The following is a 17,590-nucleotide window of genomic DNA, read 5'->3' as shown; positions in this document are numbered from 1 at the left end:
TCCTGGAAAAGAATGGAGTCCCGGCTCGCTCCCGGGGATACGGCTCTCCACCAGCTATACATTGCCTCTGCCCCCTCGGGGGGAGGAGGCTACAGATGTTCGCGTACAGGGTAGAGACAGGGGAGGGGGCACCCCCCTGTCGGCCCCTCTCCCGAACGGCGATGTCTTCCACGGTCCACTGCATGGGGTGACTCTGGAGAAGAACCGTGCACGGCTTTCCACCGGCTATCGCCACGCACTGCCCCCGCCCCTCGCGGGCGGGGGAGGAGGCCGGAGGCCGGGCGGGGTGGGGGTTGTGGGCATCATTTTAGTGGGGTTGAGACAGGGGATGGGGCACGCCCCCTCGAAGAACTTCGTTCTTCTCGAGCTCCTGCCCTACGGCCAGTCGCTCTCCCCAATGGCGATAAACGATGCGTGCCTCTTTCCCGACAGGGGCTTTTTGGGAAGGCTTCGTCATCAAGGCCGTAAAGGGGCCCGTCCTTAGACATCGCAAAAATTGGTTGAACTGTTTCAGAGCCCGACCCGCCCGAGATCGATCTCTCTGGGCACCCCGGTATCGATCGACTCCCACGCCGCAAACGTCGCAAGCGTCGTCGCGACGTTGTCGATAAAGTCCGGCTCCTCACCCTTCACGAACGCCAGGAGCTCCTCGGCAAACCCTTTCTCCTGGGCGAGCCACCGCCTCTCCCTCGATGCCTTCCCGTCCCGCCGGAGTTCGAGGTCGCGGAAGTCGGTGATCCTCCCGACGGCGTTGTCGCAGAAGACCTCGACCGTTTCCTTGGCGTAGGAACGGTCGCCGAGCGTCGTGTAGGTGACGGTGCCGACCGACCCGTCGTCGAAGGTCAGGGTTGCCTGGAAGTTGTCGTACTTCTGCAGGGTCCCGGTCGGCTCGATGGCCCGGGCATAGACCTGGACCGGCCGTGCCCCGGTGATGTACTGCATGAAGTCGATGAAGTGGCAGCACTCCGAGATCAGCATCCCGCCGCCCTGCTCGTCGTCGTGCACCCAGTGTTCGGGCGGGATCTGCCCCGCATTGACCCGGTAGTGCAGGACCATAGGGGTTGCTCTGTTCCCAAAGAACTCTTTCATCCTCTTCGCAAGCGGCGAGTGGCGCCGGTTGAACCCGACCATCAGCCGCTGCTCCGACTCGTTCTGGGCCGCAACGATCTTCCTGAGTCCGTCGATATCGGTGGCGAGCGGTTTCTCCACGAAGACGTCTTTTCCGGCACGCAGCGCGTCGACCGCCATGGGCGCGTGGAGGTCGTTTCTGGTCGCGATCATCACCGCGTCGATATCGCGATCATCGAGGATCCTGTGGTAGTCGGTGGTGCAGTAGGAGAACCCGTACTTCTTCGCCACCGCGTGCGCCGAGAGCCCCGTCGCGGTCGCAAGCCCCGCGAGGTTCACCGGGAGTCCCGTCAGGTGCGGGTAGAGGGCGCTCTGGGCGTGGACCCCGGCACCGATGCACCCGAGCGTGCGGGCACCGGCCGGAACCTTCCGCCTCCGTCCCTCGGGCTCCGGGAGGCGGGTGACGGTGCCGGAGGCGCCCGAACCGTTCGGGCTGTACTGCAGGAGAACCCCGATAAACCGCTCCTTCCCGGTATTGATGAGGTTGTAGGCCTCCGGCGCCTCGTCGAGCGGGAAGGTGTGAGTGATCAGGCGGTCGAGATCGATCCTCTTCTGCCGCACCAGTTCCAGGAACGCCTCCATGTTCCTCTTCTCCGTCCACCGGACGTAGATCGGGTAATCGATCCCCCGCTCCTCGTAGTTGCGGTCGTAGCGGCCGGGGCCGTAGGACCGGGAGACGACGACCTCCGCCTCTTTTGCGTAGAAGATATCCCGGGGCACGTTCATGCCGACGTTCCCGACGACCACGACCCTGCCCTTATCCCTGACCAGGCCGCCGGCGGCCTCGATGGGAGCGCTCGATCGGGTGGCCGCGGTGATGACGACCGCGTCCGCGCCGAACGGCGAGAAGGCGTTCGCCCGCTCTGTAAGGCCGTCGTAGTTCGAGACGACGTCGGCACCGAGGCTTTCTGCGAGTAAAAGCTTCTCCCGGTCGATATCGATACCGATGACCCGGCACCCGGCGGCTTTGAGGATCTGCACGGTTAAAAGCCCGATCAGCCCAAGCCCGATCACCGCCACGTTCTCGCCCACCGTGACCCGGGCGTTCCGAACACCGTGCATCGCGATCGACCCGACGGTCGTGAACGCCGCTTCCTTAAAGCCGACGCCGTCGGGGATCCTGACGCAGAGGTTCTTCGGGACCGCGACATACTCGGCGTGCACTGCATACCCGGCCCCGGCGCAGGCGACACGGTCGCCGACCTCGAAGTCATCGGAGCCGGTCGTCACCACGGTGCCGGCACAGCTGTAGCCGAGCGGTTCGGGTTTTGCAAGGCGGCTCATCGCCTGCTGGTATGCCGAGAGCGGGCCGTCCGTCCCGACCTTCTGGAGTACTTTCTTCACATCGTCGGGCCGGGCCTTAGCCTTGCCGACGAGCGACTGCTGTGCGAGGTTGATCAGCGACGACTCCGTGCCGGCGCTGATGAGGGAGTAGGCGTTCTCGACGACGACCCCCCTCGTTACGGCGGGAACGGGGACGTTCTCCACCTGGATAGACCCTGACTGCAGGTCGAGTAATACCTGTTTCATGCATGTTCCCCCCATACTCCCGACTGGCTGAGGCAGTCGAGCATCTCCGATGTCATGAAGAGATCGGGGAAGTTGTTCGACGGTTCCACGGTCGACGTCCGGATCCCGAGCAGCCGGCAGAGCGCCTCAAAAGACTGCGTCTCCGCGGTCTTGCTGTAACGCCTGCGGGCGATCTCGCGATACATGCCGTAACCGAACCGGAACGCCCGGTGCCGTAACGGGTACTTCCCGAGCGACGCCGCCGTTGCTGCCGTGGCGACGGACGGGACGAGATCGATCCAGGGCCCCGGTTCCCACCGTGGGGCGAGCCCCTGTACGTTCTTATCGAGCCAATCAAGGCAGAGATCGGCGTGATCCCGGTACCGGTCGTCCGTCCGGGAGGCATAGACAAAGGAGGCCTGGGCGAACGCATACGCCCCGGAAAGGTAGTAGGCGAAGGACAGCCCGCTCCTCGACCAGTCGAACCGCCCGTCGGGGCGCTGGGCATTTGCGAGCCACCGGGCACCTTTTGCGAGGCTTTCATCGATCCGTTCTTCGTGGAGCACGTCGTTCATCTTCGCCAGGTAGTACATCGTCACCCCCTGGTAGTGCACGCAGGGGAGTTTGAAGACGTACGGGTAGGTCCCCTTATCGACGGCGTAGGGGTAGAAGCTGCATTTACATTGGTGGTGGACGATGTTCTCCGCCGCCCGCAGGGCGGCCGCACGGGCGTCCTCGTCGCCGTAGCGTTCCGCATACCGGGCAAGGAACGCCCCGCAGGAGGCGTCGACATTCAGGTGGTCGGCGGTATACCCCGAAGACTTCAGAAAATATCCCGGCCGCCTCTCGGCCGCGAGAACGAAGTCCCGGGCCTTCCGGAGCACTTCCTCGTGCGGGTGCCGGTCCGCCGCCTCCAGGAGTGCGTCGCCGATAAATGCGGTGATCAGGGCCGAAGGTTCGTTGTAGTTGACGTGAACCTCGTTGTAGGACCCGTCCGGGTTCTGGCACCCGGCGACATAGTTCAGGATCGGGCCCACGAGCGGGTCGCCGCCCGACCGGAGCAGTGCCTTAGCGACCTCGGCGTGCACGCGGTTCCGGACGATGCCGAAGACCGGGTCGCGGATATACGCGGTCTCGCCGTCAACGATGGCAAGCTCGCGCACCTCCCGGGTAACCCGGAAAAGAAGCGATGTCAGGCGCCTGTCCATGTTATCCTCTCGATGCATTGCTTCAGTTTGAGGGCGACCGATCGCCGGTCGTAGTGCTCGGCGACGTATTCCCGGCCCCGCCGCCCCATCTCCTCCATCTTCTCCGGGTCGTCCAGGAGCGCAGAAAGCGTCGCGGCGATCGCTTCCGGCGTGTTATCGGCGATGACCCCCCCACCCGACTCTTTTGCGAGATGGGCGATCTCGCCGCTCCCGCAGCCGATGAAGGGTATGCCGCATGCCATGTACTCGTAAGCCTTGGTGGGGGCGGCGTACTCGAGGTTTTCGAGCCTCTTTAAGGGCGCCACCCCCACGAGCGATTCAGAGAGCAGCTGCGGGATCTCCTCACGCGGAAGGGTGCCCATAAAGACGATCGAGTCAGTCAGGCTCTCCGTTTTCACCAGCCTCTCAAGGTTTTCCTTCGTGTCACCGTCACCGACGATGAGGAACTTCAGGTTATAGGTGCCGTTCATCGATTTGACGGCGAGGGCCACCTTATCGAGATCCTGAGCGTGCCCAACGTTCCCGGCGTAGATGATCCGCCGCTTCTTTCCGCCGTTCGTGGGGCGGAAGAATTCGGTGTTGACGCCGTTCGGCATCAACTCCATCGGAACCGTGACCCGGTATCGCGACGAGATCCTCCGCCCGAGTTCCTCCGTCGTGACCCCGACGGCATCTGCATGCGAAAGGCACATCTGTTCGAACCTCCGGCTCATCTTCTCATAGAGGCTCCCCTCCCTGAGAAAACCCAGGCTGATCGACGCATCTATCCAGAGATCTCGGATATCGAGGATCCACTTCGCCTTATAGATCCGTTTCAGGACGTACCCCGGGATCCCGGTGAAGAGGGGCGGTGCCGACGTGACGATCGCATCGAACCGGTTCCGGGTGAGAATGAGCCAGAAGGCGGCGTGGATCGGGAAGAGGAGGTAGTAGGCCATCCTGCTTGCAAACCCGGGATTCCCTGAGTCCGGCTGCCAGGTCCAGAGCCGTACAACCCTGATTCCGTTGACCTCCTGCACATCCAACCGATTCCAGGTGCGGGAGAACGAACCGGTGGGGAACGTGGGATGCGGCGCGAGCACGGTCACGCCGATACCCAGTTTTACGAGATGTGCGGCGGTATCGTAAATGCGTGATGCATTCCCTGATTTTTCTGGTGGAAAATGTTGTGATACGATGCATACCTGTTTCATGAAACTCCTCGTGGTGTCTGGGTACGGTTACCGGAGCCCGGCTGATTGTCAAACCATGTGCGGGGACTAAAGGAGCCCCTCCCGCCCGTTCGGAGAGAGCAGAGAAACAGACGGTGGCGATGGAGATGCGATCGACCGCGCAGAGCCTGCGGGATACAGGCTTGCCGGGGCCGCGATCTCGTCCAGCGGTACCAGTTGCACCGATGAACCGTCACCCAGTATGCGGACCGCAAAACCCTGGTCGGTCCACTTCTCGTGGTCAAGAATATTGCGGGCGTCGATGACGAACTTCGTCCTCATTCGAAGCGTTGCGGGTTCTATCATCCGGAAGCAGTCGTGATCGGTGAGGAAAACGATACAGTCGCTCCCGGCAGCTGCGTTCACTGCATCCATGAGGGGGTGCGGGAACTCCACCACGTGTGGGTCGTGGCATCTGATGGAATACCCTTCGTTCTCGGCGAGCTGAATGAATTTAAATGCCGGGCTCTCCCGGGTGTCGCTGATATTACCCTTGTAGGCGACGCCGAAGATGCTGATCGTCGGGTTTCTGATGCCGGAAAGCAGGCTACGGGTGACATGTAGCACGTAGTTTGGCATGGAATCGTTGATCTCCCGTGCCGTGGAGACCATTCTGCACCGCGTTGAGTTCTCGGTCAGGAACCAGGGGTCGATGGCGATGCAGTGGCCCCCGACGCCCGGGCCGGGGTTGAGAACCGTGACCCGGGGGTGCTTGTTCGCGAGGGTGATGGCCTCCCAGACATTGATCCCGCACTCCTCCGCGAGCTGGGCAAACTCGTTCGCGAGCGCAATGTTCACGTCGCGGCAGGTGTTTTCCATCAGTTTGACGAACTCCGCCGTCCGCGTATCGGTCTGGTATATCTGCCCGCGGACGAAGGTCCGGTAGATCGAGGTCGCCTGATCGGTGGAGTCCCGGTCGTACCCCCCGATGATGCGGCAGTTGCCCGCCATCTCCTGAAGGGTCTGCCCGGGGATTGCCCGCTCGGGGCAGTGAGCGTACAGGAAGTCCCCGACAGCGACACCGCTCTTCTCGAGTCTCGGGATGATGACCCGTTCGCTTGTTCCGGGCGGGACGGTCGATTCGAGGATGACCAGGTTCCCTCTGGCAAGGTGGGGGGCGATCATGTCGGCTGCCTTCTTGACGTACGAAAGGTTGGATACCTTCGTTGCCGGATCCAGGGGTGTCGGCACGGCAATCAGAAAGACATCCGCGGCCTCCGGTTCGGTCCTGGCACAGAACCGCCCTCTTGCCTCACGGTACAGGTCTTCGAGCCCAGGCTCCTTGAACGGCAGGTTCCCGTGATTCAGGTAATCCACCAGGCTTTGCTTCACGTCGACGCCTACAACATTCGCTCCGTGAGCCGCAAACAGCAGTGCGGTCGGCAATCCGATGTATCCTAATCCCATCACGCAAATCTTCATGTGTATCTTCCTTGAGCAGTCATTGAGACCGTGCGGCTGCACAGACCATGACAATCATCTTTCCAGCGATTCCATCGCCGTAGGGATTCTCCCAGCCGGTCTTCCAGGCTGCTATCGAGCGGACTCCTTCAAGGATCTTTCCCGAATCGGCTCCTACCAGAATGTTTGATCCGACGTTCAGCGTCTCGGGCCGCTCCGTGTCGTAGCGCATCGTAGCGCAGGGAACACCGAGAACGCAGGTCTCCTCCTGGACGCCGCCGGAATCGGTTAGCACAAGTCTTGCCTGCGACTCCAGCTGCAGAAACTCCAGGAACCCGAAGGGTTTGGTGAGGTTCAACCCGTCGACACCGATGCCGAGTTCCTTGATCCGCTTCTCAGTTCTTGGGTGGACCGGGAAGACGACCGGCAGGGAGAACTCCTTCTGCACCCCCTCAAGGCCTCTCAAGATCTCCTTGAGCCGTGTCCGGTTGTCTACGTTCTCCTGCCGGTGTGCAGTGACGAGGAAGTATTCGCGGGGCTCGAGGTCGAGGTCATTTAAGACGTTGCCTTTTTTCTTCGCTATGTCGAGGTTCTGGTATATCGCATCGACGACAGTGTTGCCGGTCACGCAGATCTTTTGATTGGAGATCCCTTCCGCGAGAAGATTCTCCCGTGCAGTCTCTGTCGGGGCGAAGAGGTAATCCGAGATATGATCGGTCAACACCCGGTTGATCTCTTCCGGCATCCAGCGGTTGAAGCTCCGCAGGCCCGCTTCGATGTGCCCCACCCGCACGTGGAGTTTCGATGCCGCGAGAGCCCCGGCCATGACGGTATTCGTGTCCCCTTGCACCAGAACGATGTCGGGCGACTCTTTCAGGAGGACGTCTTCGACTCCGGTCATAACCTTCGCCGTCTGGCTGGCATGGGTCCCGGAACCCACGTCGAGGCTGTAGTTCGGATCCGGGAGTTCAAGCTCCTCGAAGAAGAGCCGGTCCATCTCATAGGAGTAGTGCTGCCCCGTATGAAGGATAAAGTAGTCAATCCCTCTGCGTTCGCACTCCCTGATGACGGGAGACATCTTGATGATCTCCGGTCGTGTGCCGAGTATCACTCCGATCATTCTACACCTTCCTCTGCATCGTACTGTTCATTCCTGCTCACTCCCGTATCCTTGCAATGAGAGCAAGCATCAGGCCCAGCATGAGTGCGACGGTCCCCGGGATCAGGAGGAACGATGCAAGCATGCCCTGTTCGATCGGGACGAGGCCCGTTTCACTGAATCCCTGGAGGAACTGGAACAGAAAGAAGACTCCGCCGAGCATCGCAACGAGCCCCGGCAGGCCGATATGCAGGAGGGGTTTTCTCTCCACAGCGAGCCAGAATATCGATCCGAGTACCTCTAATCCGTGAGACAGAGGGTTCTTGGTGGATGTGTCGAAATCACCGTACTTGCAGTTGATCGGTGTTTCTCCGATACGCAGGTGCTTCTCCTGGGCTATCCGGAGCATCTCCGATTCGGTTGAAAAGTCGTCCTTCCGCAGCGTACCGAGCATCGACTCCATGGTTTTTCTGTTCAGTGCCCGAAAGCCGCATTGTGAGTCGGTTATCGAACTGCCGGGGCTGGAGGCGATATCGAGCACTGCCCGGCCGAACCGCCGGTAGAAGGGCATCTGGTTGAAAGCCCGAAACCCGATGACGAGGTCGGCGGTGTCGGTGAGGATCGGCTCTACCAAAAGCGGTATCTCCCCGGGGTTGTGCTGGCCGTCTCCATCCATGAGGACCAGACAGTCAAAGTTGCGATCGACTGCATACTTAAGGGCGCTCTTGATCCCCTGTCCCTTCCCCTTCTGGGTCCCGTGCGAGATGACGGCCGCTCCGGCATCCCGGGCAACCTTCGCTGTGTTGTCCGTGCATCCGTCGTCGATCACCAGAACTTCGTCGACATGCTGCCGGGCTCGTAAGACGACGGAACCGATTGCAACCTCCTCGTCGAAACAGGGGATCGCCACGAGTGTCCTCATCACGCTCGACCGCCGGGAAGGAATGGCGGCAGTCTCGGCGGTCTCGCTCACCACCCGCCGGTTCCCCGGAGCTGTTGGTGTCCGTAGAGGATTGACCTGCTCCTGGACCTCATAGCGGAGGGCAGGGATACCTATCGGGCTCTCCTGTCCGATGCTCCGGGGTACATGTCGTTCGATCCATCTGTCTCTCTCTGCACCTATGTACTGTGGCAACGGCACAGTTGTTTCTTCGGCGAACCACCCTTCGACGTGAGCGGGTGGCCTCGCCCGAACCGGATCCTTGTCGTACATCCGCTTTCCCCTCTTGACGTACTGAAACGGGACTGTGCTGGCATATATTAATAGGTTATTATTAAACAAATAACATTGATTATTTTAAAAATAGATCATTTTTGTTTAACATGCGTGTGCTTAAATCTTGATCGTGGTATTTAAATGTCCCGAATCGAGAAGGAAAGGTTGTTCTCTCGCGATATAAGAGGGTGAAGCACAACCACGTTACGATTCTGGCGATATCGAGCTACATCCGGGATCGTTATCCAGAAGCATTAAGTCTGGCGGCTCCGGATGGTGGGGGTGACGTCCGATTTCCCCTGCCGCACCGCTTTTGGAAGATCTATTGTCTGCGGTCTGATCCTTTCGAAAACAGCGATAAGAAGATGGGTCTGTCTCCCGCTCCTCACTGCGCCCTGTTGCCACATTAAGAAGTTTTATATCCGGTGTGTGTCCAGCTGCCGGTCCTCCGGTACCAGGCATGCGGCCACTTCCGCCATGACGGCGTGATAGCGGTGGCGGTCGACAAGGTGCTGGCGACTTTTCTCATCGATCGGGAGTGGTGTGAGGGAGATCCCGTAGTCGATATCCCAGAGGATCAGCCCGTCAGGAGGAGCCGCAGGAATTCTCTGCCCTGCTGGTTCGGTAAGGAGGCGTGCGATATCCCCGGCGACGGCCTCGCCTCGCCCCACCCGATCGAGCGCCGTCGCCATGCACCTGATCATATTCCAGAGGAAACTTTCCCCTGTCACCTCGAAGACGGTAAATGGTCCGTCCTTAAAGACCCGTGCTGTAAGGATCCTCCTCTCCGGGTTCCGGTCGCCGACGCGGGCGAACAAGGAGAAGTCGTGCCGTCCGAGGAATTCCTGTGCCGCTTCATGCATGGCGGCGACGTTTTCTGGGGCGAAGAAATAGTAACGGTAGGTCCTCGATGCGGCGCTATACCGGGGGTGGAACCCGGCCGGCACCCCGGCCCACGCCGTACACCAGATGTCGGCCGGGAGCACCTTGTTCAGCGCTTGAACCGCCCGGTCCGGCTCATCGGTCGAGAACGAGCAGACCTGGCCCCGGGCATGCACCCCGCGATCGGTGCGGCCGGCGGTGACGAATCCTGCCTCCCGCCAGTCGTCGAAGAGCCCGAGAAGCCTGCAGGCCTCGATGAACTCGCCCTCCACTGTGCGGAGCCCCGGTTGCATCTGCGAGCCGAAGAAACGGTCCCCGAAATACGAAAAACGAAACGCCAGTTTCATTGCTGTACCGTTCGCCGGATCCTGCGAAGAGCGCCCTTGATGGACTGGCGGGTGTAGGTGTGGAGCGGGGTCATCCTCCCCCCTGCCATCGTCCGCCCCTCCCTGATTGCAGAGAGAATAGATGCCACATCCGGTTCCGCCGTGACATAGGTTACCCCGAACCCGACGTAGCGTGCGTTATGGGCGTCACTCCCGGCAACGCCGGGTTTCCCGAATCTTCGTGCGATGACCGCAGCCTTCCGGTTCGCCGACCCGGTGATGTAGCGGCTGTTGAAGACCTCCACCGCATCCACCGCACCGATACCGGCCGCGAGCCTCCTCCCGACGCCGTGGCGCCAGCGGTGGTAGGGGTGGGGGAGGATGAGGAGGGCGCCCCGGGCACGGGCCAGGGCGACGGTCTCGAAGAAATCGCGTCCTGCCGGCAGGGGATCGGTGACCCCGAGAGCGAGCAGGTGGCCCTGTCTCGTCGATATCTCGGTGCCCGGGATCACGATCACGGAGGTGTCGCATTCAAGGGCGTAGCGGGCGCCCTCCACTGTATCGTGGTCGGTGATCGCGACGGCGTCGAGGCCGACCGCCTCCGCTCGCCGGAGAATTTCCTCCACACTGCTCTCTCCATCCCTGGAGAACCTTGTATGGACATGCAGGTCGCACCGTAGCATGAGATCAGATTATTTGTCATCCTCTGAATAATAAGTGAAGTGTTATGCACATTCTCCTCCCGACCGGATCGGCAACAGCTGGAATCGTGAAGGCGGCAGCTGAGCGCTTTGGCGGCCGCTATGAGATAGATGTGGCGATCACCGGCGAGATCGCGTCGTTTCTTACCCCCGGCGAACTCCGGAGGCTGCTTGCCGGTGGCGGCTACGACATGGCGATCGTCTCCGGGATGTGCACCGCATCCTTTGCCGCCGTCGAGCGCGAGGTCGGCGTCCCGGTCTACCGCGGCCCGCGGCATGCGGCCGACCTTCCGCTGGTCCTTTCGGTGCTGGATCGCGTCCGGCTCTCAAAGACCGTCCCCGCCGACGAGTTCCTCGCAGAGACACGCCGCGAGGAGGCCTGCCGGCAGGTGGCGCTCCGCGAGGAGGAGGCGGAGGCGGATTTCATCATCCACAGCACAAAGATCGGCGGGGGTTCAAGGATGAAGGTGCTCGCGGAGATCATGGATGCGCATAAGCGCGACGATCTCCTCGCCGACGTCCGACGGTTCTTTGCCGACGGGGCCGATATCGTCGACCTGGGGTTTGGGTTCGACGCGACCCCGGACGATGTCGAACGGTGTTTTGCGGCCCTCGCCAGGGTCGAAGGCCCTCTCGCCGTCGACACCCAGGACCCCTCCCTTATCGCGGCGGCGCTCCCCCGCGCCGACCTGGTGCTCTCCCTGCACGAGGATAACATCCCCACCGTCGGGAAAGCGGTCGCACAGGCCGGGGCCGCGGCGGTCGTGGTGCCGCGTGAGCGGACGCTTCCTGAAAACCTTGCTGCCGCCGAAGCGGCCGGAATCCGCTGCCTGATAGCCGACCCGCTGCTCCAGCCGGTGGGTTCCGGCCTCGTCAATTCGCTTGCCGGGTTTTCTGAGGCTCCGCGCCCACTCTTCTTCGGGGCCGGCAACGTCGTGGAGTTGTTGGATGCGGACTCCCCGGGGGCGAACGCGCTGCTCGCGGGGATGGCGCACGAGGTCGGCGCCGCCGTCATCTTCACGAGCGAGCACAGCGACAAGACACGGGGTTCGGTCGCGGAGATGCGGCGGGCAACCGAGATGATGACCCTCGTGACCGATCGCCCGTATCCCAAAGACCTGGGACTCGACCTCCTGATCCTGAAGGAGAAGCGGCGGCGTCGCGAACCGCCGCTGGAGTATGAGAACGCTATGGATACGCATCCCGTACCGAATGAGATTACCTATGACCCGCTTGGATGCATCCGTATCGGGATCGAGGGTGACTATATCGTCGCTGTTCATAAGGGTCGTGCCGTGCGGGGAAGACACTGGGAAGACGTTTTCTATACACTTCTTTCAAATGGGTGCCTCTCCCGGCTTGATCACGCCGGCTACCTCGGAAAGGAGCTCTTTAAGGCGGAACTTGCCATCCGGTACGGGAGGAGTTTTGAACAGGACGGACCGTTTTGAACAGCCTGATACCGTAGATTTTTCACGATAGGGGGGCGGTTCCGGTCCGGGGGCCTGGTATCTCTGAAATATAATAATATTTATATATTTTCACGGTTATTTTCCGCTCTGTGGCAGCGGCGAGCGGTGCCGAACTCTTCGGGCAGGTATCCCGGTATTGTGAACCCGGGGGCTGGGAGTGCGTTCTGGGCCCGACTCCGTGATGCCGGCCGTTCTCCCTGCCGTGGTTCATAAACGTGGTGAGATTGCATGAGAAGGAATTCAACCATACTCGGGCTCGTAGCGGCCCTGGCCATCGGACTCGTCGCCCTGCCGGTTCTCGCGGCGACCACCGACGTCGATATCCGCGGCGGTGCGTACATCCCCGCCTCGCTCACGGTCGAGGGCAATACAACGGTAACCTGGACGAATTACGACGAGGTAAGCCATACCGTCACCAGCACGGGAGGGCTTTTTGACTCCGGACCGATAGAGCAGAACGAGACGTTCAATCACACGTTCAACGATACGGGGACCTACCCGTACGGCTGTACGCTCAACGCCTCGACACAACGGACACCCATGCAAGGTGTCGTCATCGTCGTCCCGGAGGGGATGGTGGTGGCCCCGGATGAGAACGTGACCCCCGGGGAAGAGTCGAACATGACGCTGGCAGCTCTGATTGCCGGGGATGAGAACCTGACCTCCTTTGCGGACGCCGTCGAGGATGCCGGACTCACGCAGACGGTGCTCGCTGCTGGAGGGCCGTATACGGTCTTTGCCCCGGATAATGCTGCTTTCGAGGTCCTCGGCAACGAGACCCTTGCTGAACTCTCGAACGATACGGAGACACTTGACGCGCTTCTCATGTATCATGTGGTGAGGGGGAACTATACCGCAGAAGATCTGGCTACAGAGGCAAACGTCACCGGGAACGAAACGGTTCTTGAGACGCTTGCCGGGGATAGTCTCAATGTTACGGCTGTCGACGGCGACCTCACGATAGAGAACGCGACCATCGTCACATCCAATCTCACGGCTGACAACGGTGTCATCCACATCATCGACACGGTTCTTGTGCCGCCGGGTTTCGTGCTGCCGCCGGAGAATGTGACCCCGGTGGAGAACGTAACTCCGGCAGAGAATGCGACTGTGGTGGAGAATGCGACTACGGCGGTACTGCCGGAAGAAAGGGTCATCCCTTAAACGATCCCACTTTTTTCTTTCCGGACCCCCGCAGGCCGGGCACGCATGCCGAACGCGAGGGCTTATGTTGCCTCCTCGCCTACCATTCAGTAGAAATGGCCATACACGGGATCAGCAGGGATCTGCTTTCAATGCTCTTCGAACTCGGATGGGAACATCATCCGAACGAGTTCGTTGCCGTGCTGCGAGAGAAGGACGGCATTATCCGGGACCTCGACCTGGTGCCCGGTACCATCGTCGGCGAGGAGAGTGCCTCGTTCTTCATCGATATGCTCCCGCTGGATACTCACCAGGCCGGCAGTGCCCATAGCCACCCGAACGGCGTCCTCTCCCCGTCGTCGGCGGACCTGCGGTTTTTTCCGACCGTGGGGCGATACCACGTCATCGTCGGATACCCCTATACGGGGAGGGACTGGCGGTGCTACCGGGCGGACGGCAGCGTGACACACCTTGAGGTGGTCGAGTGATCCGTGTGGTCGCAACGGGGACATTCGACATCCTCCACCCCGGGCACCTGTACTACCTTGAGGAGTCCCGGAGGCTTGGCGACGAACTCTCCGTGATCGTGGCGCGGGACGCGAATGTAAAGCATAAGCCGCGACCGATCCTCCCGGAGGCGCAGAGGCTCAGGATGGTGCAGGCGTTAAGACCGGTCGACCATGCGCTTCTCGGCGACCTGCATGATATGTTCAGGCCGATAGCAGAGATCCGGCCCGACATCATTACGCTCGGGTTTAACCAGCATTTCGACGAGGAACGTCTCCAGCAGAAGCTCCGGGACCGTGGGCTCGATGCGGACGTCGTCCGGATACCGGGGTATCCCGGCTCTCTCGCCAGTTCGTCGAAGATCATCGAGCGTATTCTGAATACCCGGGGCCCTGCAAGCCCTAACGGCCCTGTCGGTGAGGAGTGACGCCGGCCCAAGAGCGGGTGTTCGCCCGCGGGTGACGGTGGTTCATGTGGCAGATCGATGTATGGGACGATGACGGCGCTGATGGCCAGGCGAGCTGGCTGAAGGTCTCGGTCCCCTTCCTGCTCTGCGCGCTCTTTCTCGCCGCCGTCTGGTTCCTCCTCCCGGCCGAGCAGTGGCTTCTGCTCTTCGGGATGATGGTCGCCTACATCGTCCCGCCGCTCGGCCGGGAGACGATCATCCCGGTCTGCATTCTCTGCGGGGTCCCCTGGTGGCTGGCCGCGTTTGCCCTGGCGTTCCTGGACTTCGCCGGGGGGCTCTTCATGGCCTGGAACTTCCCGCTGGTCCTGCGCATCCCCTATATCGGGTCGTGGGTCAGCCGCTTTGTGACGGCAGGCAGGACGTTTCTCGACCGGCGGCCGTGGCTTGAACGGCTCTACTTCGTCGGTCTCGTTGCCTTTGTGGCCCTCCCCTTCGATGGGTCGGGGAGCATCGTTGGCTCCGTCGTGGGGAGGATGCTCGGGATGACGAAGACAGAGGTCCTCTCCTGCATCACCATCGGCGGCATCATCGGAAGTTTCGGGATCGCTCTTGGCATCGACTACATCGTGAACCTTATCCCGGCAGGGACCGGGTTCTGGTTCTCGCTTGCCGTCTTCCTTCTGATCGGCACCGCGCTCCTGGTGATGTACTGGAATTATTCGCGGAGACTGAAAGCGGATGCCTGAGGCGTATCGGTATCGCCTCTACCCGACAACATTTCAGATCCCTCGCCCGGGTCGGAGCTGATGCGATACAAACAGAAACTCTAATACGCGATCGGGGGGATTGATCATCCTAACCCACCCGGCAGAGATCGGGGAGAGGTCAGAGGGTGGCGGTGCGTCCCCTCTTTATAACGGCGATGGGCGGCTCCGTTCTGCCGCCCGGGATGATCAGGGTATGGATCCGCATTCAACGAACTGTTTGGCAGCAGGCGTTCCTCCGGAGCACCGCAGCGGCGATCAGGGCTTTCGAGGTGAAGGAAATATCGCCGCCGAAACCCCGGCCCGGATGCCTGGTGTTACTACCGCGATGCTAGAGCAGGTGATCGAGACCTCACTCTGCGGGACCTGCATTGTCGATCAGGGAGGGCGCATTGCCTTTGCCAACGCTTCGTTGCTTGCCATGTGGAGGTACGCGCTGTGCGAGGTGGTCGGAAAACCCGTCCCTCTCCTCTGGCTCTCCCCGGAAGAGGGGCGGGACTGCATTGACTGTGCTCTCTCCTCCGGCCGGTGGAGCGGGACGGTTGCTGCCCGGCGGAGGGATTCATCGCCTTTTGATGTCAGGATCTCGATCAACAGCGTTCGTGAACCTGTTACCGCCGATACCTGGCTCCTCCTCTCCTGCATCGACGCTGGCGTGCAGTGCAGGGCTGAAGATACACCGCGCAGCCGCCGCAGCCTTGAGCGGGCTGTTGCGGCGATGCCCGCGCGGTTCGTGGATCACGCGCAGATCGATCCGGCTATCGATGAATCGCTTGAGGATCTCGGCCGCGCATGTGGGGTATGCAGGGCCTACCTCTCCCTCTTCAACGACCCCCGGACACTTCTTGGCACCACGCACGAGTGGTGCCGGCCGGAACAGAACCCCCGGCGGGGGAAGTCCCGGGAATTCCTCACGGGCGACCTTCCCCGGTGGGTCGCGCGGATTCTCGAAGGCGAAACTGTGCTTGTGGACAGAGCGTCCGGGAAAGGGCGGCTGCACAGGGAGGAGCGCGAATTCCTGAAGCGGCATGGCGCTACCGCGGCGCTAATGATCCCGCTCCGGCTGAACGGGGCGGTTGTCGGGTTCGTCGGGTTCGATCTGGACATCGAGGAGAACCGGTTCGTGGACGAGGATGTGGCTCTCCTGTCTGCGGCTGTCCACATCATCGCGGGTGCACTTGACCGGAAACAGTCCGAATACCTCTTTCGGGAGTCAGAAGGCCTCTATCAAATTGTCCTCGATGCCATCACCGATACCGTCACCGTCGTCGATACCCGGCTCACCCTTCTTCTCGCAAACGACGCTTTCATCGCCTGGTGCGAAGACCTCGGGCTTGAGACGAATGTCGTCGGAAAGGACCTCTTTGCTGTTCTCCCGTTCCTGCCTTCCACCACCCGGCAGTTGTACGAGCGGGTCGTACGAACCGGCCGGCCGCTGACATCAGAGCGGTCTCTCAGGTGCGGTGACCAGACCGTGGTTCTTCGAGAGATGCGGATCCCTATCTTCGAACGCGGCAAGGTCGAGAGGATCGTCACCGTCTCCCGGGATATCACCGCCCAGAGGGAGGTTGAGGACCTGAAATCAAAGGCCTACGCTCAGATCGAGCGGAACATGGAACAGTTTGCCCTGCTCGCCGACCATATCCGGAACCCGCTCCAGGCGATCATGGGGCGTGCCGAACTGCTTGACGATGCCACGACACGGGAACAGATCCGGCAGCAGGTGCAGCGGATCAACGGCATCATCGACCAGCTCGACGGGCGGTGGGCTGAGTCGAGGAAACTCTCCATGTTCTGGCGAAAGTATTCCTGATCCCTTCTCTTACTTCCTATCCTGCAGCGTCCCCCACACCCGGTTCCGCTCGAGGATGACCCAGTAGCGCCGCAGTTCGGCTTCCGCCGCCCGGTATTCGGGGTAGTAACTCCCGACGAGACGCCAGAACCGTTTTGAGTGGTTCTGCTCGCGGAGGTGAGCGGCCTCGTGGACGACGACATATTCCCGCAGGGGATCGGGAAGAGCTACGACGCGCAGGTTGATGTTCAGGTTGCCGAGCGTCGAGCAGCTTCCCCACCGGGTCCTCTGCATCTTTACTGCGATCCGCCCCCGCGTCCGGCCGACAAGATCCGGGTAGGTTGCCAGGCGGTCCTGGACCTCCTCCTTCAGCATCCCGGAGAGACTTCTCCTGAGGGCGGGAACGGACGGGCAGGTGACAGTGCCCGAGGCCTCGTCAATCGCAAACAGCGCACCCGGGACCGGGCGGTGAAACTGCCCATGCAGAAGGAGCAGATCCTCCCGCCCGCGCCCTTCAACCGCCAGCCGATCAAACTCCTCGCGCCGTTTCTCGATCCAGGCCGCGTTGCGCTGCAGGAATCCCCCGATGTCGAACGATGGGGGAGCGACCACCCGCAGGGTCCCGTCCGGCCGCACCTGAAGGCGGGCAGACCGCACCGCCTTCCGGACGACGGTCGTTCTATCCGGGACATTCTCCCTCGCTCCCCTGCTCATGTATCAGTACTGGGACGGCAGCACGAAAAATCCCGTGCTCCGGCACGCACCTATACCTGATGACGACAAAGAGGTACGGTAGGGCTCCCGCTCGAGCACCCGGGCGGGTGC

15 protein-coding genes are annotated in these 17,590 nt (G+C 61.5%); 6 read left to right on the top strand and 9 right to left on the bottom strand.

Annotated elements, in window-relative coordinates; translation table 11 throughout:
- Positions 1–510: 510 nt before the first annotated feature.
- From HL657_RS00395 to HL657_RS00360, 8 genes are all read right to left on the bottom strand, one after another.
- On the bottom strand, positions 511–2,658 hold the full coding sequence (locus HL657_RS00395) for a bi-domain-containing oxidoreductase (RefSeq protein ID WP_317294884.1): 2,148 nt from the start codon (positions 2,656–2,658) through the stop codon (positions 511–513).
- Positions 2,655–3,845 carry a prenyltransferase/squalene oxidase repeat-containing protein gene (locus HL657_RS00390; RefSeq protein WP_317294883.1) on the bottom strand — a complete coding sequence of 397 codons (1,191 nt, stop codon included), beginning with the start codon at positions 3,843–3,845 and terminating at the stop codon, positions 2,655–2,657. The genes HL657_RS00395 and HL657_RS00390 overlap by 4 nt, the downstream gene beginning before the upstream one ends.
- The gene (locus tag HL657_RS00385; protein WP_317294882.1) at positions 3,830–5,038 is read right to left on the bottom strand and encodes a glycosyltransferase family 4 protein; all 1,209 of its coding nucleotides are present in this window, start codon (positions 5,036–5,038) and stop codon (positions 3,830–3,832) included. The genes HL657_RS00390 and HL657_RS00385 overlap by 16 nt, the downstream gene beginning before the upstream one ends.
- 66 nt (positions 5,039–5,104) lie before the next feature.
- Positions 5,105–6,478 carry a nucleotide sugar dehydrogenase gene (locus HL657_RS00380; RefSeq protein ID WP_317294881.1) on the bottom strand — a complete coding sequence of 458 codons (1,374 nt, stop codon included), beginning with the start codon at positions 6,476–6,478 and terminating at the stop codon, positions 5,105–5,107.
- Between the two features lie 19 nt (positions 6,479–6,497).
- The gene (wecB, locus tag HL657_RS00375; protein WP_317294880.1) at positions 6,498–7,577 is read right to left on the bottom strand and encodes a non-hydrolyzing UDP-N-acetylglucosamine 2-epimerase; all 1,080 of its coding nucleotides are present in this window, start codon (positions 7,575–7,577) and stop codon (positions 6,498–6,500) included.
- 37 nt (positions 7,578–7,614) lie between these two features.
- Entirely contained in the window at positions 7,615–8,769 is a 1,155-nt protein-coding gene (locus tag HL657_RS00370) for a glycosyltransferase family 2 protein (RefSeq protein ID WP_317294879.1), read from the bottom strand.
- Between the two features lie 419 nt (positions 8,770–9,188).
- On the bottom strand, positions 9,189–10,001 hold the full coding sequence (gene truA / locus HL657_RS00365; RefSeq protein ID WP_317294878.1) for a tRNA pseudouridine(38-40) synthase TruA: 813 nt from the start codon (positions 9,999–10,001) through the stop codon (positions 9,189–9,191).
- Positions 9,998–10,663: a PHP domain-containing protein gene (locus HL657_RS00360; protein ID WP_317294877.1), complete on the bottom strand. Its 666-nt coding sequence runs from the start codon at positions 10,661–10,663 to the stop codon at positions 9,998–10,000. Before HL657_RS00360 ends, truA begins: the two co-directional genes overlap by 4 nt.
- A gap of 44 nt (positions 10,664–10,707) precedes the next feature.
- On the opposite strand from HL657_RS00360, the gene HL657_RS00355 reads away from it, so the two are divergent.
- The 6 genes from HL657_RS00355 (at position 10,708) to HL657_RS00330 (ending at position 16,786) form a co-directional block, all read left to right on the top strand.
- Positions 10,708–12,132 (top strand): dihydropteroate synthase-like protein, encoded by a 1,425-nt coding sequence (locus HL657_RS00355; protein WP_317294876.1) that lies wholly within the window; start codon positions 10,708–10,710, stop codon positions 12,130–12,132.
- A gap of 249 nt (positions 12,133–12,381) precedes the next feature.
- Positions 12,382–13,317, top strand: coding sequence for a fasciclin domain-containing protein (locus tag HL657_RS00350; protein ID WP_317294875.1), 936 nt, complete (start codon positions 12,382–12,384; stop codon positions 13,315–13,317).
- 95 nt (positions 13,318–13,412) lie between these two features.
- On the top strand, positions 13,413–13,784 hold the full coding sequence (locus HL657_RS00345; protein ID WP_317294874.1) for a Mov34/MPN/PAD-1 family protein: 372 nt from the start codon (positions 13,413–13,415) through the stop codon (positions 13,782–13,784).
- Positions 13,781–14,230, top strand: a complete 450-nt coding sequence (locus HL657_RS00340) for an adenylyltransferase/cytidyltransferase family protein (protein WP_317294873.1) — start codon at positions 13,781–13,783, stop codon at positions 14,228–14,230. The genes HL657_RS00345 and HL657_RS00340 overlap by 4 nt, the downstream gene beginning before the upstream one ends.
- 44 nt (positions 14,231–14,274) lie before the next feature.
- Entirely contained in the window at positions 14,275–14,955 is a 681-nt protein-coding gene (locus tag HL657_RS00335; protein ID WP_317294872.1) for a small multi-drug export protein, read from the top strand.
- Between the two features lie 346 nt (positions 14,956–15,301).
- Positions 15,302–16,786 carry a PAS domain-containing protein gene (locus HL657_RS00330; RefSeq protein WP_317294871.1) on the top strand — a complete coding sequence of 495 codons (1,485 nt, stop codon included), beginning with the start codon at positions 15,302–15,304 and terminating at the stop codon, positions 16,784–16,786.
- A 9-nt stretch (positions 16,787–16,795) separates the two neighbouring features.
- On the opposite strand, the gene HL657_RS00325 is transcribed toward HL657_RS00330, so the two are convergent.
- Positions 16,796–17,479, bottom strand: a complete 684-nt coding sequence (locus HL657_RS00325) for a M48 family metallopeptidase (protein ID WP_317294870.1) — start codon at positions 17,477–17,479, stop codon at positions 16,796–16,798.
- Between the last annotated feature and the right edge of the window lie 111 nt (positions 17,480–17,590).

It is taken from the genome of Methanoculleus nereidis, from assembly GCF_032944295.1.
Taxonomy (GTDB): Archaea; Halobacteriota; Methanomicrobia; order Methanomicrobiales; family Methanoculleaceae; genus Methanoculleus; species Methanoculleus nereidis.
The sequence above is the reverse complement of the archived record's forward strand: the minus strand, read 5'-3'. Positions and strand labels throughout refer to the sequence as shown.